The following is a 20585-nucleotide window of genomic DNA, read 5'->3' on the forward strand; positions in this document are numbered from 1 at the left end:
AACGCTCCGACCTCAGGGCGGGGGGAGCCGTACGCCGAACCCGCGCGCGGCGAGCCGGAGCAGCACCGGCCCGGGCCGCAGCAGCTCCGCGATCCGGGCGGAGGTCAGCACGTCGAGCTCGGCGATCCGGGCCGCGTACGCCTCGGGACCGGTCCGCCGTGCCTCGTGCAGGTCGACGGCGTTGGCCCAGACCTGACGGCGGGCGGCGGGCAGGAAGCGGTGGGTGCTCCACCGGTCGAGCGGGGCCAGCAGACGCGCCGCGAGCCGGGCGCCGCCGGGCAGCGCCCGGCCCTCGACGGCGACCCGGGACGCGATCAGCGTGTCGACCCGCTCGTGGTCGCGCCGGCGCGCCGCCATCAGCACGGGGTGGTCGAAGTCGTCGTCGCTGACGACCTCCAGCAGCGCCTGCGGCAGGTCGTAGTTCACGTGCGCGTTGAGCTCGAGCAGCAGGTGGACGAGCGTCGGCAGCGCCGGGTCGGCGTCGAAGGCCAGCCGCCACGGCCGGGGCACCGCGCCGCCGTCGACGTCGGCGTCGTGCGCGGCCAGGAAGTGCCCGACGAAGGCGACGTCCCAGCGCCGCACCCAGCCCGGGTCCTCGAACACCCCGGCCGCGAGGGCCTGCCCGATGGCGGTCGTCGTCCGGGCGTACGTGCCCAGGAACGCCCGCCGCGCGTCCTGGCCCGCGGGGAGCGCGGCGAGCCGGTCCTCGAGCTCCCGGACGACCGCCGCCACGCCCGCGTCGACGGGCGCCGTCACGGGACGGCCACGACCTCGGCGGGAGCCGCACCCGTCTCCGGAACCCCCGCCTCCGGAACCCCCGCCTCCGTGGCCTGGACCGCGTACGCGAGGGCCTGGGTCACCGGCAGCGAGGCGCCCCAGCTCCGGCCCTGCCGGTCGCCGTCGTCCCCGAGCGCGCTGCGGACCCCGTGGGCGAGGGCGGCGGCGAGGGCCTGCAGCCCGGGCCACACGCTGACGCCGGCGAGCTCGCGGGCGTGCGCCGAGGCGCCGATCAGGCGGGCGGCGACGTCGGGACGGCCCTGCGCGAGGGCGACCGCGGCGAACCCGTCGAGGCAGTTCGCGGAGCCCTCGGCGTCGGCGAGGCGGCGGTGCAGGTCGGCGGCGTCGACGAAGGTGCGACGCGCGCCGACGAGGTCGCCCTGGGTCATGGCGTCGAGCCCGAGCAGGTCCAGCAGCTGCGCCTGGAGGTGGTCCTGGTTGATCGACCGCGCGACGGCCAGCGCCTCGGTGTGCATCGCGGTGGCCGTGGCGGGCTCGCCGGCCTGCAGGGCCAGCTGCCCGGCGACCGACAGGCTGAAGGCCAGGCCCCAGCCGTCGCCGAGCGCCCGGAGCGTCGCGACCGACTCCGCCAGGAGGGCGCGGCGTTCCTCGATCGGCGCACCCACCCGGGTCAGCCCGAGCCCGGCCAGCGCGAAGGCGTGCAGCCGGGGCGGCGCCGGCGGGTCCGTCCGGTCCAGCAGGGTCTGCAGCAGCGGGTCGGCCTCGGTCAGCAGGCCGCTGCTGATCCGGAACATCCCCCGAGCCCAGAGCAGCAGCGCCGAGGCGTCCGGCGGCAGGGCGGCGGCGGAGGGCAGCACGGCGGCCTGCTCCGCGGCGGTCCGCATCGGGGCCAGCAGGCCGCGGTTCCACCAGTAGGTGAACAGCGGGGCCGCGATCCGGATCGTCGTCTCGGCGTCGTCCCCGTCCACCCCACGCTGCAGCGCGGTCCGCAGGTCCTCCAGCTGAGCGTCCACGAGCCCGGCCCAGCGCCGGTTGTCCGGCCCGGTCAGCCCCGCGCCCGCGACCTCGGCGAACGAGCGCAGGTACGCGGTCAGCCGCGCGCCCGTCGCCGCCTGCTCGCCGCTCTCGGCGAGGCGCTCGCGGGCGTAGCCACGGACCGTGGCGAGCATCGAGAACCGGAGCTCGTCGGCGTCGGAGTCGTCGAGGGTCACGAGGCTCTGACCGACCAGCGAGGACAGCGTGTCGGTCGCGTCGAGGTCCGGCCCGGCCTCGGCGGTCACGACGCCGACCGCCTCGGCCGCCTCGAGCGTCCAGGTGTGGGCGAAGACGGACAAGCGGGCGAGCAGGGCCCGTTCCGCGGGGCCGAGCAGGCTGTGGCTCCACTCCAGCGTCGCGCGCAGCGTGCGCTGCCGGGCCGGGGTGTCGACCAGGTCGCCGTCGAGGTCCAGCGAACGGCTCAGCGAGGCCCGGAGCCGACCCAGCAGGGCGGCCGGGCTGAGGATCCGGAGCTGCGCGGCGGCGAGCTCCAGCGCGAGCGGGATGCCGTCGAGCAGCCGGCACAGCTCGACCACGGCGACGGTGTTCTGCCCGGTCAGGACGAAGCCGGGCCGGACCTGCCGTACGCGGTCGACGAACAGCTGGACGGCGGCGTAGCGCTGCACCGCGGCCAGGTCCTGCTCCTCGCTGACCAGCGGCGTGGACAGGGGCGCGAGCGGGACGGCGTGCTCGCCGCGCAGGCCGAGCAGCGTCCGGGTCGTCACGAGCACGGTGAGCTCCGGGCACCCGGCGAGCAGGCGGCCGAGCTGCGGTGCGGCCCCGACGACCTGCTCGAAGTTGTCGAGGACCAGCAGTGCGCGGTGCCCGGCGAGCCGGGCGACCAGCAGGTCGAGCAGGTCGGCGTCGCCCTCGGGGCGCACGCCGAAGGCCGACGCGACGAGCTCGACCACGAGGGCCGGGTCCTCGATCGGCGTCAGGTCCACGAACCAGACGTTCTCGTCCGCGGGCCCACCGTCACCCGCGCGGTAGGCGGTCGCGGCCTCGAGCGCGACCCGGGTCTTGCCCATGCCGCCGGGCCCGACGAGCGACACCAGGTGCACGGTCGGGTCGCGCAGCAGCTCGACGAGGTGGTGGACCTCGGTCTGGCGTCCGACGACGGGCGTCGGCGGCACGGGCAGGCGGCCGGGACGCAGCGCGTCGGCGGCGGCCGGGCCGGACCCCGCGAACCGTTCGGTCAGCAGCACCGCGAGGTCGTCGCCCAGCAGCTCGACGAGCTCCTCGGCGGTGCTGAAGCGCTGGTACGACGCACGGTCGTCGCTCTTCACGCGGTCGAGCAGCTGCTGCAGCCGGGGGTCGCGGTCGCCGACGGTCTTGACGTAGATCAGCTTGGGCCGGTCGCCCGACAGGAGGTACTCGTCCTCCAGCCCGGAGACCTCCTCGTCCGGGGCCACCCAGCCGTAGCTGCGGGCGTAGATGCCGACGAAGACGTCGCTCTGGGCGAGGTAGGCGCGGTAGAGGTCGCGCGGCGCGTGCGGCCGTGCGCCCAGCTCGAACATCACCGGGGTCAGCCGCTGCGCGGTGATCGCCTGACGCACGGCGCGGCGCTCGTCGGCCAGCTCCTGCAGCGTCGAGGACACGAAGACGCGGAGCCGGCGGTCGGGCGTGCTGATCGTGGTGGGGTTCGGGGACGTGGTGGTGCTCATGAGGCCTCCTGGGCGGTGCGGAGCGGGAGCCGGGCGTGGTGGCGGGCGGTCGCCCAGCCGGCGGCGCCGACGAGCGGGACGGTGGCGAGGACGACGAGGTAGGCGGTGGCCTGCGGCGTGCCCCACCGGAAGGCGCCGCCGTAGAGCGCCAGGGCGAGGACCTGCAGGAGCCCGAACACGGCGTACGCGAGGGCCGGCCCGGACAGCCGGGCCAGGTCGTCCTCGATCAGGGCCCCGACGGCGACGACGCCGAAGGCGAGCACCCACGCGGCCACCATCTGGGCGGTCAGCGGGGTGAGGGCCCACGGCCACAGCCGCGCCGCGGTGGCCGGAACCACGAGGAGCGCGACGCCCACCGGCAGCAGCACGACGCCGTGCACCAGCAGGCAGGCCCGGAGCCAGCCGGGCAGCCGGGCGCGCCGCGACGGGTCGGTGCCCGGCGATCGGTGGGCCCGGACGACGACGACGGCGAGCCCGACCGGCACGACGACGTAGACCGCGAGCCAGAACCAGGCCGCGAAGCGGGCCACCTCGCCGGCCGCGGTGAAGTGGAAGCGGTCGGTGTGCAGCAGCGTCGCGACCAGGCTGAGCGTGGCGAAGACCAGGACGCTGACCAGGGTCAGCCGGGCCTCGACCCAGAGCCGGGTGCGCAGCACCAGCACGACGAGCAGGAAGCCGGCGGCGTAGCCCGAGCCCAGGAACGCCGCGGTGAGCGGCGGCTGGATCGTCCAGGCGAACCACCGGTCGGTGGCCATGGCGAGGACGAACAGCTGGTTGGTCGCCACCACGGTCAGCACGGCGAAGACCAGCAGCAGCGTCCGGGTGCCCGGCGCCACGCGTCGTCCGGCCGTCACGGCCACCGGGGTGGTCATGCCGCGGCGGGCCGGTCGACCACGGGGGCGACGCCGCCGGCGAAGACGCCGTCCGGGTCGACCGTGCGGCGGACGGCGTCCACGCGGGCGACCGTCGCGTCGTCGAACGTGCGCTGCGGCTGCGTCCGGCCCTCGACGAAGGTCGGGGCGGTGAAGCCGGTGCGCCAGGGACCCGTGGCGACGGCGATGCGGGCGAGGTCGTCCGCGGTCGCGCCGGCGCCGTCCGGTGTCGCCAGGCCGAGGCCGACGTAGGCGAAGGCGGCGTCCGTACAGTCGAACGCCCCGCCCGGGCGTTCCGGGGCCGCGAAGGCCCCGCCCAGCTGGCGCAGCTCGGCCGAGACGATCGTCGTGCCCGAGCCGGGACCCGCGGCCTCGACGAACCGGGCGACGCCCGCCGCGCCGAGCGGGTGCAGCAGCGCGTGCTCGCCGCGGTAGGGGATCGGGTCCGGCGGGTCCAGGTGGGTGAGCGTCAGCCTGCTGGGCGAAGCGACGTGCCAGGTGTCGAGCACCGGGGTCGCCGCCGCCCGCAGCGGCTCCAGCAGGTCGGCGACCACGCGGTGGGCGAGGTCGAGGTCGGCGGCACGCGGCACCTGCACAGCGCCGTCGAGCACGAGCACCTGGCGGCCGGTGATCATGGGCGGCACGCCGGGCAGCGGCGGCAGGTTCATCAGGCGCAGCGACGTGGTGGCCGCGGTGGGCGCCGCGGCGGTCCAGGCCTCCCAGAGCGTGGCGACGACGGCGGCGTCGGACGCGTCCCAGAACGTGCCGCCGGTGACGACGGCCGTCATCTCGATCAGCTCGACCTCGATCTCGGTGACGACGCCGAAGCCGCCGCCCCCGCCGCGCAGCGCCCAGAACAGCTCGGGCTCGTGGTCGGCGTCGGCGACGACCGGGCGGCCGTCGGCCAGCACGAGGGTGATCGAGCGGACGTGGTTCGCGGCGACGCCGTGCCCGCGGCCGTAGAAGCTGATCCCGCCGCCGAGCACGTTGCCGACGACGCCGACCGTCGGGCTGGAGCCGTGCAGCGCGGCGAGCCCGTACGGCTCCGCGGCGGTGACGACGTCGGCCCAGGTGGCGCCGGCCGGGACGTGGGCGGTCCGGGCGTCCGGGTCGACCCGCACGGGGACGTCCAGGGCGGTGCGGACCAGGACGGTACCGTCGAGCGACGCCTGGCTGCCGGCCCCGTGGCCGGTGCTCTGGCTGCGGACGGCGAGCCCGGCCCGGCGGGCGGCCCGGACGGCGGCGACGACGTCGTCCGTGCTGCGGGCGGTCAGGGCCGCCGACGGGTGCAGCGGGGAGGCGAGGTTGTAGGTGGCGACGGCCTCGTCGTAGCGGGGGTCGCCGGGCCGGGCGAGGACCCCGTCGAGGCCGTTCCGTGCGGTGGTGACGGGCGTGGTGGGGGCGGACGTGCGGGTGACGGTCATGGCGAGCTCTCTGGGGTGGTCTGCCCGGGTGGGGGCGGTGAGGAGGGTGCGGGGTGCGGGCGCGGTCGGCGCGTCAGTGCGCGAGCACGTGGCTGTCCTGGCCGGCGTACGTCCCGGTGTTCACCACGCGCTCGTGGGCGCGCCCGACGACGAACCAGACGACCGGCCCGAGGACGGGGAAGACGAAGGTGACCGCGACCCAGACGACGGCCCGCCACGCGGCCGCGTTGCGCAGCACGCTGACGAGGGTGGAGACCCACAGCACGGCGCCCGCCGTGCTCGCGACGCCGACGAGGAAGAGGAGCAGGAGGTGCGAGATGTTCACGTCTTCGAGAGTCGTCCGGAGCGGCCCTCCGGACATCAGTAGCGCTACGGAGATCGGCGGGCTGCGCCGCTACCGCCACCCAGCGGGAGGTCGTTCAGGCTCAACGCGAGCTGCGTACGCGTGTGGACCCCGAGCTTGCGGTAGGCGTTCGCGAGGTGCGTCTCGACCGTCCGGACGCTGACGAACAGGTCGGCCGCGATGTCGCGGTTGGTCTGCCCGCTCGCGACCGCCTCGGCCACCCGCAGCTCGCCGGGGGTGAGGGCGGCGCGGCCGGGGTGCGCGGCGACCTGCGCGTCGAGGCGGGCGGCGTGGGTGACCACGCGGGGGTCGCCGATCGCGGCCGCGAGCGCCGTGGCGTCGGCGAGCAGGCCCCGGGCCCGGACGTGCTGGCCGTCGGCGTGCAGCATGCCGACCCGTTCGAGCTGGGCGCGCACGAGCTGAGGACGGTGGCCGCCGGCGTGCAGGTCGCTCAGGCCGAGCTCCGACAGCCGCAGCGCGGCCGGCAGGTCCTCGGAACGCCAGGCGAGGAGCGCCCGGAGGCGGCGCGCCTGACCGCGGGCGTGCACCCGGCCCGGCCGGTCGCCGAGGTCGGCCAGCGCGTCGGTGATCTCGGCCGCCTCGGTGAGCCGGCCCAGCTGGACGAGCGCCCGGACGAGCTCCACGTCGACCCACAGGCGGCGGCCCGGCTCGACGACCCCGCGGGCGACGCTGGCCGTCCGGGCCCGCCGCAGCTCCACCGCCGCCTCGGCCCAGGCGCTCGACGCGGCGGCGTCGAGGCCGGTGAGCGCCGCCTGCAGGAGGTCCGCCCGGTCGAGCGCGACCGGGTCCAGCGGACCGTTCAGGAGGCGGTCGAGCCCGGACCGGTCGTCGAGCGCGACGGCCAGCACGCCCCGCGCGCGGTAGACGCTGCCAGGGAGGGTCGGCAGCGCCAGAGACTGCTCGTCCGCCTCCCGCAGGAAGGCCTCGGCCGCCGGGAGGTGCCCGGTCAGCACCGCGAGGACCGCGGAGTGGGCGAGCCCGTCGACGACCGCGTACGGCTCCCCGGCGACCTTCGCGTCGCGGACGTGGGCCGCCAGCCCCGTCCTCGAGGACGCCAGGTCGTCGGCCTGGTAGGCCCAGCGCGCCGCGAGCGCGTCCGCGGTCGTCTCCAGGGGGCCCCCGTCGACGGCCAGCTCCCGGACACGGCCCAGCAGCACACGGTCGACACCGTGGCCCTGGTGCAGCCGTCGACGGGCCTCGTGCGTGATGACCATCGCCAGCGTGCGGGGCGTCCCGTCCTCGGACAGCACCGGAGGCAGGGTCGCGGCGGCGAGCCCGTCCTCCTCGCCGGGCGACGCGAGGCGCCGGTGGACCTCGGCGACCTCCCACGCGCCGCTGCCGGGGACCAGGACGCGTTGCAGCGCCCGGAACCGCCGGGCCACGGCCGCGGTGCCGCCGGAGCGGCCCAGGTCGACCGCGAGCGCGGCGGCGTCCCGGTCGAAGACCCGCAGCGGCAGGGTCAGCGGGTCGAGCTCGGTGAGGACCTCGGCGGCCGTGCCCGCGCCCCCCGCCGCGAGGGCCGTCTCGGCCGCCTCCACCGCGCGTTCGGCGTAGGCGTCGTCCGTCAGGGCCGTCCGCTCCAGCGCCCGACGGGCGAGCCGCAGCGCCGTCTCGGGCGCACCCGTGCGGCGGGCGCGGCGCGCCGCCCGCACCAGGGCCGTGGCCAGCGCCTCGTCCACGCCGGGCAGGGTCGCCCGGTCGCGGTGCTCGACGCGCTGGGGGAGGGGCAGCGGGAGCTCCGAGATCGAGCGGTGGAGCGCCCGCTGCGCGTCCGGGGTCAGCTCCTGCACGGCCGCGCGGGCCAGCATCGGGTCGGCCAGCGTGAGCACCCCGGCGTCGGTGCGGACCAGGCGGCGCCGCAGCCCCTCCGCCGTCGCGGCCTCGGTGGCCGGGTCGAGCTGGACGAGCTCGTCGTACGGCGCGGCCCCCATCAGGGCGATGGTCGCCAGCAGGCGGCGCAGATCCGGGGGCAGGGCGCCCAGCCGCTGCCGCTCCAGCTCCGCCTCCCCACGCCCGGGGCGTACGCGGGGGTCGCCGGTCACCCGCGCCGTGGCCAGCGCCATCGCCCAGAGCGGGTTGCCGCCGCTGTCCTCGGTGACGGCCGCCAGCGTCGCGGGCGGGAGCGCGCTCAGCCCGGCCACGTCGAGCACCGCGACCAGGGAGGCGGGCCGCAGCGGGCCCAGCCGGACGATCTGGTCGGGCGCGAAGTAGCCGGACCGGGAGCGGGTCCCGGTGGCGGGTCGACGGCCGGCGGCCACGAGGGCCACCCGCGTGTCCAGCGGCGGCCGGGTGAGCACCCGCTCGAGCACCCCGAGGGTCTCCTCGTCCAGCCACTGCCACTCGTCGACGACGACCACGACGCCGGCCACGGCGAGCCCGGCGAGCAGACCGCCGACGGCGGCGTCGACCCCGTCGGCCGCACCCTGCCCAGGTCGCCCGTCACCGACCGACGGCTCCCGACGGCGGAGGTCGACCTGGACGCGTACGGCGTCGGCGGTCCCTGCGGGGAGGCCGGCCAGCAGGTCCGTCAGACCGGCGAAGGGCTCGGTCCCGCCGGCGCGGCCGCGCACGAACAGGACGGTGCGTTCGCGGACGAGGGCCCGGACCAGCGCGTCGACGAGGAACGACTTGCCGAGTCCCGCCTCCCCGACGAGCACGAGACGGCCGCCGTGCGTACGCGCGGCGTCGACCATCCGCAGGAAGACGGGCCGCCGTTCCGGGGCGAGGTCCGGCGGGACGAGCGTGGCGCCCGCCACGAGCTCGATCGTCACCGCCGGGCGTCCTCGACCGCGGGGCCGGAGCGACCCAGGAGGGCGGTCGTGCGGTGCAGGTGCGCGGCCAGGGCGGCGGCCGCGCGGTCGGCGTCGCGGGCGAGGGCGGCCTCCTCGAGCACGGCGTGCTCCCCGAGGCGGGCCTTCGCCGGGCTGCCGAGCGCCGACCAGCGGCGGGCGAGCTCGCTCAGGCGCCACAGCCGCTCGAAGGTGTCCAGCAGCACCCGGTTGTCGCACCCCTCGAGCAGCGCACGGTGGAAGCGGTGGTGGGCGCGCGACCAGGCGTCGGAGACCTGCGGCCCGTCGCCGTCGTGCACGGGCGTCTCGTCGAGCTCGCGGAACGCGGCGCGTACGCCGGCCTCCCACGCCGCGTCGCCGCGCGCGATCGCGAGCCTCAGCAGCTGGGGTTCGAGGGCCGCGCGCGCGTCGCTCAGCTCCTCCCACCGGCGGTCGTCGGCCTTGGGCGCCGTGAACCCCCGGTTCGGCAGACGCTCGGCGAGGCCTTCGCCGACCAGCCGCAGCAGCGCCTCGCGGACGACGGCCAGGCTCACGCCCAGCCGGTCGGCGAGGTCCTGCGGCTTCAGCGGCTGCCCGGGCGCGAACCGGCCGTCGAGGATCTCGGCCCGGAGGGTCCCGTAGACCCGCGCTGACCGCGAGATGACGGGCGTCGGATCCACGCAAGAACCATAGCCTGATAATCGATTATCCCGACAACGGTGTCTCGCGCTCGAGGGAGGGCGCGCGCATCTGTTCGGGCGGTGGACGCCTAGCCGGCTGAGCTCGACGCCAGCGTCGTCGCACCCAACGAACCCACCGCCGCCTCGTACGCCGTGAGCTCGTCGGCGACGACGTCGGCGAGGGGGCCGTCGACGGGGGAGGCGATCCACACCGCGAACCCGCCGTAGTAGGCCCGCACGCCCAGGTCGGCGAGGACCGCGGCCTGCCGGTCGTCACCGAGGCGCTCGGCGAGGGAGCGCCGCAGGGCCTCGGTGATAGTGGAGCGCTTGAAGACCGCGCGCTCCTGCAGCTCCGGGCTGGACGCCAGCAGCGCGTCGATCCCGCGCTGGTCGGCCCGCCGCTCGGCCGGGTGCATCGTGCAGAGCGCGAAGACGCCGGCGTGCAGGACCTCGAACGGCGTGCTGCCGGCGGGCGCGCCGGCGACCCCGTCGACGGCGAGGGCGACCAGCGCCTCCTGGCCCTGGAACAGGATCTCGCGCTTGTCGGCGAAGTGGCGGAACAGAGTCGTCTTCGTCAGGCCGGCGCGCTCCGCGATCTGCGCGGCCGTCGTCGCCTCGTAGCCCCGCTCCGCGAACAGGTCCACCGCGGCGTGCAGGAGCCGTCCGCGTGCGTCCGGTTCCCAGCGAGCCATGCGGCGATCGTACGTGATGCGACTCGGTCACATCACCGTGTATGGTCATGTTACCGAGTCACATGACTCCCGACCGCGGCGCGCAGGACGTGCCGGACGGTCACCCACACCGAAGGAGAACGACCATGCGCGTGTTCATCACCGGAGCGTCCGGCTGGATCGGGACGGCCCTCACCCACGAGCTCGTCGGGGCCGGCCACGAGGTCGTCGGGCTCGCCCGCTCCGACGCCTCCGCCGCCAGGATCGAGGCGGCCGGCGGCACCGCCGTCCGCGGCGACATGGCCGACCACGACCTGATCGTGGCGCAGGCGACCGCCGCCGACGCCGTCGCGCACCTGGCCTTCACACTCGACTTCGCCGAGTTCGAGGAGACCGTCGACAACGAGGTCGCGCTGGTCGAGCGGGTCGGCGCCGCGTACGAGGGGACGGGCAAGGCGTTCGTCGCCGCGTCGGGCACGCCGATCCTGCTCGGGCGGGTGGCGACCGAGGACGACCACCTCGACCCGTCCGGCCCGGCCGGCGCCCGGGCGCGGACCGCCGCGGCGGTGCTGGCCCTGTCCGACCGGGGGATCCGGTCGGCGCTGGTGCGGATGCCGCGCTCGGTCCACGGCGAGGGCGACCGGAACGGCCTCATCGCCATGCTCGTCGGCCTGGACCGCCAGCTCGGGACGGCGGCGTACGTCGGCGACGGGCAGAACCGCTGGCCGGCCGTCCACATCGGCGACGCGGGCCGGCTGTTCCTGCTGGCGCTGGAGAAGGCGCCCGCGGGCGCTGTCCTCAACGCCGTCGGCGAGGAGGGGGTGCGGATGCGCGACGTCGCCGAGGTGATCGCGGCGAAGACCGGTCTGACCGCCGCCGCCGTCGACCCCGAGGCGCTGGGCGTCTTCGGCGCGCTCCTGGGCGGCGACCAGCCGGCCTCGAGCACCCGGACCCGCACGCTCGTCGGCTGGGAGCCCACCGGGCCGACCCTGCTCGACGACCTCGAGGCTGGGCACTACACCGCGTGACGACGCCGACCCCGACCACGACGACGGACCCGGCGTACGCGTCGGCCCGGCCGGCCCTCGCGGCGCTGCTCGCGTCCGTGCTGTCCTACTCGCTGCTCCAGACGATGGTCGTCCCCGCGCTGCCCGACCTGCGTCGCGACCTGGGCGGTTCCGCGTCGACGCTGTCGTGGGTCCTGAGCGCCTTCCTGCTCACCTCCGCGGCGAGCACGGTGGTCGTGAGCCGGCTCGGCGACCTCTACGGGCGTCGGCGGCTGCTGCTGGTCAGCCTCGGCGTCCTCGGGCTGGGCACGCTGCTGGCCGCGCTCGCGGGGTCGATCGGGGTGCTCGTCGCGGCGCGCGCCGTGCAGGGGCTGGGGGCGGCCACGTTCCCGCTGGCGTTCGGCGTCGCGCGGGACCTGTTCGCGCGGGACCGCGTGCCGGTCGTCGTCGGCACCATCAGCGCGATGTCCGGGGTCGGGTTCGGGGTCGGGCTCGTCCTGCCCGGGCCGCTGCTCGACACGCTCGGCTGGCCGTGGATCTTCTGGTCCGCCCTCGCCGTGGTCGTCGCCGCGTTCGTCGCCGTCGCCCTCCTCGTCCCGCGCGAGGCGGCGCGCGACGGACGAGAAGGTGGCGGAGGTGAGGTGCGCGGCCGGGTCGACTGGGCGGGCGCCGCGCTCTTCACGGTCGGGCTCGTCGCGCTGCTGCTGGCGGTCGCCCGGGTCCGTGACGGGCTGACCGGTCCGCTCCTGGGCCTCGTCGTCGTCGGGCTGGGCGCGGGCGCCGGGTTCGTCCGGGTCGAACGCCGGGTCCGCGACCCGCTGGTCGACCTCGACCTCCTGCGCCGCCGCCCGGTCCTGGTGGGCCACCTCGTGTCCCTGCTGTTCGGGCTCGGCGTCTACGGCGCGTTCTCGCTGGTGCCCCAGCTCGTGCAGACCCCGCCGGCCTCGGGGTACGGCTTCGGCGCCTCGGCGACCGCGTCCGGGCTGTTCCTGCTGCCCCTCGCCCTGACCATGCTCGTCTCCGGTCCCGTGGCTGGGCGTCTCGGCGTCCGCTGGGGCTCGCGCCCGACGCTTGTCCTGGCGTGCGGCGTCGCGTGCGCCGGCTTCGTCGTGCTGGCCCTTGGTCTCGGGTCGGCCTGGGCGGTCGCCGCCGGGGCCGGTGTCCTGGGCGTCGGGGCGGGCTTCGCCTTCCCGTCGGTCGTCAACCTCGTGGTCGACGCCGTCGACGTCCGGGACACCGGGCAGGCGACCGGCGTGAACACCCTGCTCCGGACGGTCGGCGGCGCGGTCGGCGCCCAGGTCGCGGCGGCCGTGCTGACCGCCGCGACGGTCGCGGGCTCCGCTCTGCCGGCCCGGTCCGGCTACGTCACGGCGTTCCTGGTGTCCGCCGTCGCCCTGGCCGTGGCCGCCGGGGCGACCCTCGCGGCCCCGCGGCAGCGCCGGCGTACGGAGGAAGCGGCCCCCGGGCTCGTCCCCTGACGGCCGGGGCCATCCTGTTGCGCCCGCCGAGAGCGACGAGCCGGCCGGCTCCGGAGACGGCAGGACCCCGGCTGCGCAACGGCAGCCGGGGTCCTGCGTACGGGCTCAGCCCAGGGTGGAGGTGTCGATCACGAAGCGGTAGCGGACGTCGCTGGCGACGACCCGGTCCCAGGCCTCGTTGATCTTGTCCGCGGAGATGACCTCGATCTCGGCGCCCAGGCCGTGCTCGGCGCAGAAGTCGAGCATCTCCTGGGTCTCCGGGATGCCGCCGATGCTCGAGCCGGCGAGGCTGCGACGACCGGGGAGCAGCGAGAAGGCCTTGACCGACATCGGGTGCTCGGGGGCGCCGACCTCGACGAGGGTGCCGTCCACGGCGAGCAGGCCCATGTAGGCGTCCAGGTCCAGGTTCGCGGAGACCGTGTTGACGATCAGGTCGAACGACCCGGCCAGCTGCTCGAACGTGTCGGGGTCGCTGGTCGCGTAGTAGCTGTCGGCCCCGAGGCGGAGGCCGTCCTCCTGCTTCTTGAGCGACTGGCTGAGCACCGTGACGTCGGCGCCCATGGCGTGGGCGATCTTGACGCCCATGTGGCCGAGGCCGCCGAGGCCGATGATCGCGACCTTCTTGCCCGGGCCCGCGTTCCAGTGGTTCAGCGGGGAGTAGAGCGTGATGCCGGCGCAGAGCAGCGGGGCCGCCTCGTCCAGCTCGATGCCCTCGGGGATGCGCAGGGCGAAGTCCTGCTCGACGACGATGTGGGTGGAGTAGCCACCGGCGGTCGGCTTGCCGTCGCGACCGACGCCGCCGTACGTGCCGATGTTGCCGTTCAGGCAGTACTGCTCGAGGCCCTTGAGGCAGCTGTCGCACTCGCGGCAGGAGTCGACGAGGCAGCCGACGCCGACGCGGTCGCCGACCTTGTGCTTGCTGACGTCGGACCCGACCTCGGCGACGACGCCCGCGATCTCGTGACCGACGACGATCGGCCAGCCGGCGTCACCCCACTCGCCGCGCGCGGTGTGGATGTCGGAGTGGCAGATCCCGGCGAACTTGATGTCGATGAGGATCTCGGTCGGACCGACGTCGCGACGCTCGATGACGGTGGGCTCGAGCGGCGCGGTCGCGCTGGGGGCGGCGTAGGCGTGCACGTTCAGCATGTGGTCTCTTCTCGTGGTGGTGGTCGGGGCGGTCGGAGGGACCGGCCCGGCGTGGTGCGGACGTTCACGGGGGTCTCGCTGCTCGCCGCGTGGCGCGGGGCAGCGAAAGAGGACGCCGGGCTCGACCCGGTCGTGCACAACCTACCCGGGCCGGTGCGGCCCGGGCGGTGCGCAGACGCGGGTCAGGCGGCGGACAGGAACGGGTAGTCGGTATAGCCCTCGGGCCCGCCGCCGTAGAACGTGGACGGGTCGGGCTCGTTCTCGCCGTGCCCGCCGTGCCAGCGCTCGACGAGGTCCGGGTTGGCGATGATCATCCGACCGACCGCGACGGAGTCCGCAGCGCCCTGCTCGACGAGCGACTCGGCGTCCTCGCGGGTGGTCACGACGCCGAAGCCGTCGTTGATCATCAGGTGCCCGCCGAAGCGACGGCGGAGGCCCTGGACGAGCTCGCCGGTGGGCTCGGCGTGCAGCACGCTGAGGTAGGCGAGGCCGAGCGGACGCAGGGCGTCGACGAGCAGGCCGTACGTGGTCGCGTCGTCGGCGGCGTCGGGCTCGAGCACGCTCTGCACGTCGTGGGCGGGAGAGATGCGCAGGCCGACCCGGCTCGCACCGACCTCGGCCGCCACCGCGGTGACGACCTCGACGACGAACCGGACGCGGTTCTCGGGCGAGCCGCCGTAGCGGTCCTCGCGCTGGTTGCTGCTCGGGGCGAGGAACTCGTGCAGCAGGTAGCCGTTGGCCCCGTGCACCTCGACCCCGTCGAGACCGGCGTCGACCGCGCGACGGGCGGCGGCGACGAACGCGTCCCGGGTCTGCTCGACCTCCTCGGTCGTCAGCGCGTGCGGGACGGGGTAGGGCAGCTTGCCCTCCGGCGTGTGCGCCTCGCCCTCGACGGCGATCGCGCTGGGCCCGACGACCCGGTCGCACCCGTTGATCGCGGTGTGCGACACCCGGCCGCCGTGCATGACCTGCATGAACAGCCGTCCGCCGCGCCCGTGGACGGCGTCGGCGACCCGCGCCCACCCGGCCTGCTGCGCGTCGTCGACGATGCCGGGCTGGCCGGGGTAGGAGCGGGACTCCCGGGTGGGGTAGGTGCCCTCGGTGACGATGAGGCCGGTCGAGGCGCGCTGGGCGTAGTACTCCGCGACGAGCTGGTCGGGGACACCGTCCTCGCCGGAGCGCGTACGGGTCAGCGGGGCCATCACGACGCGGTTGGCGAGCTCGAGCTCGCCGAGGGCGACGGGGGAGTAGATCGTCTTCACGGAGGGTGGCAACGCGGTGCGCACGCCGGACCTTCCCCTCGTGCACCCATCGTGATCATGCTCACGGCCCTCCGGACCGGCGGTGCGGGCGGGCGGGCGGCACGAGTAGTTCGTCTGTCTATACAAGTCAACGTCCCGTTCAGCGTCCGTTCGCCTTCGGGTACCCCCGGCGTTCACAGCCCGTCCCTAGCGTCCGAGACGTGGTGACGGCGGGGGGCACGGGGACGGGACGGACGACGGCGGTCCGGGCGCGCGGCGTCGCGAAGACCTTCGGCGACGTGGTCGCGCTGGACCACGTCGACCTCGACGTCGAGGCCGGCCAGGTGCACGGGCTGATCGGCCCGAACGGTGCCGGCAAGTCGACGCTCCTGGGCCTGCTCCTGGGCCTCGCCGTGGCCGACGCGGGCCGGCTCGAAATCCTCGGGACGCCGGTCGGACGCAGCCTCGTCGTGCCGGCGGGAGTCGCGGGGTTCGTGGACGAGCCCGGCCTCTACCCCTCGCTGACCGCCCGGCAGAACCTGACCGCCTTCTCCTTGCTGCGCGGCGGCCCGGTCCCCGACGTCGAGGAGGCGCTCGACCAGGTCGGGCTGCGCGACGTGGCCGACGACCGCGTACGCGGCTTCTCGCTCGGCATGCGGCAGCGGCTGGGGCTGGCCTCGGCCATGCTCGACCGGCCGCGCCTGCTCGTGCTCGACGAGCCCGCGAACGGCCTCGACCCGGCCGGGCGCCGCCACGTGAACACGGTCATCGCCCGTCTGGCCGAGGCCGGCACCGCCGTCGTCCTGTCGAGCCACCGGATGGACGACCTCGCCGAGCTGTGCTCCGAGGTCACCCTGCTGAGCACCGGCCGCGTGGTGTTCAGCGGGCCGGTCGAGAAGCTCGCCGCCGAGACCGGCGACCTGGACCACCGGCTGCGCACCACCGACGTCACCGCTGCGGCCGGCCTGGTCGCCGCGACGCCGGGCCTGCGCCTGGTGCCGGCCGAGGACCGCACCTGGACGGACCCGGAGGTCCTGGTCGTCCGTGGTCCCGCCGCCGCGCTCGACGCGCTGGTCGCCCGGCTCGTGGGCGCCGGGATCGGCCTCCGCGAGCTCGGCCCGGTCGTGCCGCCGCTGGAGGCCGCCTTCCTCGCGCTGACCGCCGACGACGACGACGACGACCGGGACGGCGACGGGGACCACCACCACGACGCCGTACGGGGTGCCGCGTGACCGCCGTCGTCGAGACCGTGGCCGAGGTGGCCCGACCGGTCGCGCCCGAGGCCCCGGTGGCACCCGCGCCCCTGTCGCGCAGCTACCGCTTCGAGCTGCTCAAGCTGCTGTCGCAATGGCGCGTCCGTCTGCTGCTGCTCGCGTGCTGGCTGGCGCCGGCGGTGTTCGTCGGGATCGTGAGCCGCCAGAGCGCGCTGCCCTCGGACACGGTGTTCGGCCGGCTGATGGGGTCGACGGGCTGGGCCGGGGCGCTCGTCGTGCTCGCCTTCGCCTGCAGCTGGGCGCTGCCCCTGCTCACCGCCCTCGTGGCCGGCGACGTGTTCGCCGTGGAGGACCGCCTCGGGACGTGGCGGCACCTGCTCGTCGCCGTGCGCTCCAAGCGCCGGATCTTCGTCGGCAAGGCGCTGGCCAGCGCGTCGGTGATCCTGCTCCTCGTCGTGGGCCTCGCGGTCTCCGGCCTCGTCGGCGGACTGGTGTCGGTGGGGGACCGGCCGCTGGCCGGGCTGGACGGGTACGCCTTCTCCGGGTCCCAGGTCGCGGGCCGTTACCTCCTCGCCTGGCTCTGCGTGCTCGCCCCGACGGCCGCCTTCGCCGCGGTGGGCCTGCTCGGCTCCGTCGTGCTGGGCCGGTCGCCGATGGGGCTCGTGACGCCGGCCGTGCTCGCCGTGGTCGTCGCCCTGGTGCAGCTGCTGCCGCTCCCGCTCGCGGTGCGGCTCGCCCTGCCGAGCCAGGCGTTCGTCGCCTGGCGGGGGCTGTTCACCGAACAGGTGCAGGCGGGCCCGCTGCTCGTCGGCGTCCTCGTCGCGCTGGCCTGGGCGGTGCTGGCCACCGCGGCCGCGTACCGGCTCTTCCTGCGCCGGGACTTCACCGACCTGGCCAACGACGGCTCCGGGCGCCGGTTCGTCGTGGCCGGGCTGCTGCCGCTGGCCGCGCTCACCGCCGTGTCCGCCGTCGTCGTCGGCCTGGTCCTGCCCGTGTACGGGACCGGGGTCGAGAAGGTCGCGCTCGAGCGCTCGCTCGCGACGACGTACGGGCACCTCTACCGGCTGCAGACCGTCGAGCTGAACCGCCCGCCGGTCACCGAGGCGCAGCTGCAGACCACCGCCGCCTGCGACAAGGGGGGCACCCTCGTGGCCGACGAGGGGCCGGGCACCGACTGGCGCTGCGTCGTCTCGTGGCACCTCCCCGGAGCGACCGCGGTCGGCTCCGCCATCTACCAGCTCGACGTCACCGCGGACGGACGCTACGTGGCCGACGGCGACGGGCCCCAAGAGGTCAACGGCTTCTTCCAGGTCCAGGCCCCCTACGGGGTCGCGCCCAACCCTCTCTGGCAGTTCGACGCCACCGTCGACCTGCTCCCACCCCCACGAAAGGACTGACCATGCAGGTCAGACGCCAACGACGGTCCGCCTCGGCGGGCTCGTCCCCGATCTTCCGCCGGCGCTCCGCCCGGCTCGCCGTCATCGGCCTCGCGACGCTCGCCGTCGCGGGCACCGGTGCGGCCCAGGCCAGCACCGTCGTGTTCGGCAGCAACCACGTCGGCGGCACGTACGCCGCTGGCCTCCAGGTCGCCTCCGACCAGGTGATCAAGCCCGTCGGGCAGCGGCTGCTGTCCAAGTACGGCAAGTTCATGGGCTCGGCGGTGAGCCCGGGCGGCCGGTTCCTGGCGGCGTCCAGCGCCGACAGCGGCGTGGTGCTGCAGGTCTTCGACCTCGAGACGCAGCGCCCGGTCTGGCTGGTGGGCAGCCAGCCCGGCGTCAACACCAAGCTCGACGACCGCAGCGTGGGCCAGGAGGGTCCGTCCTTCTCCCCGGACGGCAGGTTCCTCTGGCTGCCGCAGACCAACGGGCTCACCCGGTTCGCGGTGGCCGTCGACGGCTCGCTCTCCGCGCCGACGACGATCGCGCTGCCGACCAAGCACGTCACCCCGATCCCGACGAACGACCCGACGAGCCCCCTGACCGAGCTCTCGGCCCTCCCGGGCAAGGTGACGTTCTCCCCGGACGGCGCCACCGCCTACGTCCCGGTCAACGGCCAGAACACGGTCGTCGCCCTCGACGCCGCGACCGGTGCGGTGAAGCAGACCTGGAACGTCGGCATCGCGCCGCGCGCCGTCGTGCTCGTCGGCACCAAGCTCTACGTCAGCAACGAGGGCGGCCGGCAGGCGGTCGCGGGGGACAGCACCATGGAGTCGTACGGCACCCCGGTGCCCGCGAACGGCTTCAAGGGCACGTCCACCTCGGGCACGGTCAGCGTCATCGACACCGCCGCCGCGGGCTCGCCCGTCTCCTCGATCCGGGTCGGGCTGCACCCCACGGCCATGTACGCGTCCGGCAGCGCGCTGTTCGTGACGAACACGTTCAACGACACGGTCTCGGTGATCGACACCGGTCTCGGCAAGGTCGTGCAGACGATCGCGACTCGTCCCTGGGAGTCGTCGAAGGTCGGCTACCAGCCCAACGCCGTCACCCTCACCGACGACGGGCACCTGCTCGTCACGCTCGCGCGGGCGAACGCCGTCGCCGTCTACCGCTACAGCGGCAAGCCGCAGGAGCCGGTGAGCTACGTCGGCCTGCTGCCGACCGACTACTACCCGGCCGACATCGCCACGGCCAACGGCAAGGTCGTCGTCACGAACACCCGCGGCATCGACGCGCGCGGGCCGGAGCTCAGCTTCAACAAGGGCCCGGGCACCGTGCTCGCCACCGGGCACGGCACGCACAGCACGACCGGGTCGCTGACCCGCTTCGCGCTGCCGAGCGACCAGGACGTCGCGCGGTACACGGGCACGGTCTTCGCGCAGAACGGCTGGACCGGCTCCGACGTCGCGAAGGCGAGCGGCACCAAGGCGAAGCCCGTCGCGATCCCCAAGCGCATCGGGGACCCGTCGACGATCAAGCACGTCTTCCTCCTGGTCAAGGAGAACCGCACCTACGACCAGATCTACGGTGACGACGCCCGCGGCAACGGCGACCCCTCGCTCGCGCAGTTCGGGGAGAAGGTCACGCCCAACCAGCACGCGCTGGCGAAGCAGTTCGGGCTCTACGACAACTTCTACGACGTCGGCACCAACTCCGCCGAAGGCCACAACTGGGTGATGCAGGGCGACAACCCGGAGTACACGGAGTCCAGCGCCGGCGAGTACATCCGCAGCTACGACACCGAGAGCGACGTCCTCGGCCACCAGCGCAGCGGGTTCCTGTGGACCGCGGTGCAGGCCGCGGGCGGCAGCGTGCGCAACTTCGGCGAGTTCATGGCGTACGAGAACAAGCCGGCGTCGGCGACGTGGCAGCAGTACTACTGCGCCGCGACGAACGTCGACAAGGGCGGCAACCCGGCGCAGCTGACCGACCCGGCGATCCGGCTCAATGAGCAGTCGCCGATCCCGTCGCTGAACGCGGTCTCCAACCGCGACGCCCCGCAGTTCGACACGGCGATCCCGGACCTCTACCGCTACCAGGTGTGGAAGAAGGAGTTCCAGGACCGCGGTCCGGCGAACCTCAACATGATGTGGCTGTCCAGCGACCACACCGGCGGCACGGCCGACCCGCGCGCGCAGGTGGCCGACGGCGACCTGGCCGTGGGCAAGATCGTCAACGCGATCTCCAAGAGCCGCTACTGGAAGAGCTCGGTGATCTTCGTCGTCGAGGACGACAGCCAGGACGGCGCCGACCACGTGGACGGCCACCGCGCGCCGGTCCAGGTGATCAGCCCGTACGCGCAGCACGGCAAGGTCGACTCGACCTACTACTCCCAGATCACGATGGTCCGCACCATCGAGCAGATCCTCGGGGCGCAGCCGCTCAACCAGAAGGTGGCCGCGGCGACGCCGATGTACAGCGCGTTCACCGACAAGCCCGACCTGACGCCGTTCACGGCGGTGCCGAACCGGGTCCCGCTCACCGAGGGCGTCGTCACGCAGCCGCAGTGCGGTCCGGACACGCTCGGCAAGAAGGGCACCGCGCTCAAGAAGCTGAACGCGGAGCAGAAGAAGGCCACGGCGGTCCCGAGCGAGCAGCAGTCCGTGGCGAAGGCGTGGGAGGACTGGGGCAACCTGCAGCACTTCACCGGCAACGGGGCCATCCCCGACTACGCCCACCCCGAGCAGCTGAACCGCTACACCTGGTACCAGACGCACGGCTGGAAGAAGCCCTACCCGGGTGACACCAAGATCTACGCCCCCGACGACGTGCCGGGCGCGAACATCCCGGGGGTCGACGGCGACCGCTGACCGCTCGTACGGCCCCGGACCTGCACGCCAC

At 75.0% G+C, this 20585-nt stretch carries 15 protein-coding genes; 5 read left to right on the top strand and 10 right to left on the bottom strand.

From position 1 onward, the window contains the following. Positions 1-12: 12 nt before the first annotated feature. From ABD665_RS01670 to ABD665_RS01705, 8 genes are all read right to left on the bottom strand, one after another. The gene (locus ABD665_RS01670) at positions 13-756 is read right to left on the bottom strand and encodes a DUF5995 family protein (protein WP_204912533.1); all 744 of its coding nucleotides are present in this window, start codon (positions 754-756) and stop codon (positions 13-15) included. Continuing rightward, entirely contained in the window at positions 753-3437 is a 2685-nt protein-coding gene (locus tag ABD665_RS01675) for a DUF4062 domain-containing protein (RefSeq protein WP_204912532.1), read from the bottom strand. The genes ABD665_RS01670 and ABD665_RS01675 overlap by 4 nt, the downstream gene beginning before the upstream one ends. Next, entirely contained in the window at positions 3434-4309 is an 876-nt protein-coding gene (locus ABD665_RS01680) for a hypothetical protein (RefSeq protein WP_204912531.1), read from the bottom strand. The genes ABD665_RS01675 and ABD665_RS01680 overlap by 4 nt, the downstream gene beginning before the upstream one ends. Continuing rightward, positions 4306-5733 (bottom strand): FAD-binding protein, encoded by a 1428-nt coding sequence (locus ABD665_RS01685; protein WP_204912530.1) that lies wholly within the window; start codon positions 5731-5733, stop codon positions 4306-4308. The genes ABD665_RS01680 and ABD665_RS01685 overlap by 4 nt, the downstream gene beginning before the upstream one ends. A 73-nt stretch (positions 5734-5806) precedes the next feature. Next, on the bottom strand, positions 5807-6058 hold the full coding sequence (locus ABD665_RS01690) for a PLDc N-terminal domain-containing protein (RefSeq protein ID WP_204912529.1): 252 nt from the start codon (positions 6056-6058) through the stop codon (positions 5807-5809). Between the two features lie 44 nt (positions 6059-6102). Further along, complete coding sequence (locus tag ABD665_RS01695; protein ID WP_204912528.1) at positions 6103-8868, bottom strand: LuxR C-terminal-related transcriptional regulator; 2766 nt, start codon at positions 8866-8868, stop codon at positions 6103-6105. Beyond that, the gene (locus tag ABD665_RS01700) at positions 8865-9545 is read right to left on the bottom strand and encodes a GntR family transcriptional regulator (protein ID WP_344740825.1); all 681 of its coding nucleotides are present in this window, start codon (positions 9543-9545) and stop codon (positions 8865-8867) included. Before ABD665_RS01700 ends, ABD665_RS01695 begins: the two co-directional genes overlap by 4 nt. A gap of 89 nt (positions 9546-9634) precedes the next feature. Beyond that, entirely contained in the window at positions 9635-10237 is a 603-nt protein-coding gene (locus ABD665_RS01705; protein WP_204912527.1) for a TetR family transcriptional regulator, read from the bottom strand. Between the two features lie 125 nt (positions 10238-10362). Here ABD665_RS01705 and ABD665_RS01710 point away from each other — a divergent pair, with 125 nt between their 5' ends. Both ABD665_RS01710 and ABD665_RS01715 read left to right on the top strand, forming a co-directional pair. Further along, positions 10363-11244, top strand: a complete 882-nt coding sequence (locus ABD665_RS01710) for an NAD-dependent epimerase/dehydratase family protein (protein ID WP_204912526.1) — start codon at positions 10363-10365, stop codon at positions 11242-11244. Further along, positions 11241-12701 (top strand): MFS transporter, encoded by a 1461-nt coding sequence (locus ABD665_RS01715; protein ID WP_204912525.1) that lies wholly within the window; start codon positions 11241-11243, stop codon positions 12699-12701. Before ABD665_RS01710 ends, ABD665_RS01715 begins: the two co-directional genes overlap by 4 nt. A gap of 105 nt (positions 12702-12806) precedes the next feature. Here the strand turns inward: ABD665_RS01715 and ABD665_RS01720 are convergent, their stop codons facing one another. After that, the gene (locus tag ABD665_RS01720) at positions 12807-13850 is read right to left on the bottom strand and encodes an alcohol dehydrogenase catalytic domain-containing protein (protein ID WP_204912524.1); all 1044 of its coding nucleotides are present in this window, start codon (positions 13848-13850) and stop codon (positions 12807-12809) included. 182 nt (positions 13851-14032) lie between these two features. Further along, entirely contained in the window at positions 14033-15136 is a 1104-nt protein-coding gene (locus tag ABD665_RS01725) for an alkene reductase (protein WP_344740828.1), read from the bottom strand. 176 nt (positions 15137-15312) lie between these two features. Between ABD665_RS01725 and ABD665_RS01730 the strand changes: the two genes are divergently transcribed. From ABD665_RS01730 to ABD665_RS01740, 3 genes are read left to right on the top strand one after another with little or no spacing between them, the layout of a single operon-like run. After that, entirely contained in the window at positions 15313-16323 is a 1011-nt protein-coding gene (locus tag ABD665_RS01730) for an ABC transporter ATP-binding protein (protein WP_344740830.1), read from the top strand. Further along, a complete protein-coding gene (locus ABD665_RS01735; protein WP_344740833.1) occupies positions 16320-17702 on the top strand; it encodes an ABC transporter permease in 1383 nt (460 codons plus the stop codon). The genes ABD665_RS01730 and ABD665_RS01735 overlap by 4 nt, the downstream gene beginning before the upstream one ends. Before the next feature lie 2 nt (positions 17703-17704). Then, on the top strand, positions 17705-20554 hold the full coding sequence (locus tag ABD665_RS01740) for an alkaline phosphatase family protein (protein ID WP_204912523.1): 2850 nt from the start codon (positions 17705-17707) through the stop codon (positions 20552-20554). Positions 20555-20585: the final 31 nt, after the last annotated feature.

This window comes from Microlunatus spumicola, from assembly GCF_039536445.1.
Classification (GTDB): Bacteria; Actinomycetota; Actinomycetes; order Propionibacteriales; family Propionibacteriaceae; genus Microlunatus; species Microlunatus spumicola.

What these genes read in the sequence shown, in the direction of transcription:
- ABD665_RS01710 (WP_204912526.1), top strand. Translation starts at nt 10,363, where the DNA reads ATGCGCGTGTTCATCACCGGAGCGTCCGGCTGGATCGGGACGGCCCTC.
- ABD665_RS01680 (WP_204912531.1), bottom strand. Translation starts at nt 4,309, where the DNA reads ATGACCACCCCGGTGGCCGTGACGGCCGGACGACGCGTGGCGCCGGGC.
- ABD665_RS01705 (WP_204912527.1), bottom strand. Translation starts at nt 10,237, where the DNA reads ATGGCTCGCTGGGAACCGGACGCACGCGGACGGCTCCTGCACGCCGCG.
- ABD665_RS01740 (WP_204912523.1), top strand. Translation starts at nt 17,705, where the DNA reads ATGCAGGTCAGACGCCAACGACGGTCCGCCTCGGCGGGCTCGTCCCCG.
- ABD665_RS01685 (WP_204912530.1), bottom strand. Translation starts at nt 5,733, where the DNA reads ATGACCGTCACCCGCACGTCCGCCCCCACCACGCCCGTCACCACCGCA.
- ABD665_RS01675 (WP_204912532.1), bottom strand. Translation starts at nt 3,437, where the DNA reads ATGAGCACCACCACGTCCCCGAACCCCACCACGATCAGCACGCCCGAC.
- ABD665_RS01720 (WP_204912524.1), bottom strand. Translation starts at nt 13,850, where the DNA reads ATGCTGAACGTGCACGCCTACGCCGCCCCCAGCGCGACCGCGCCGCTC.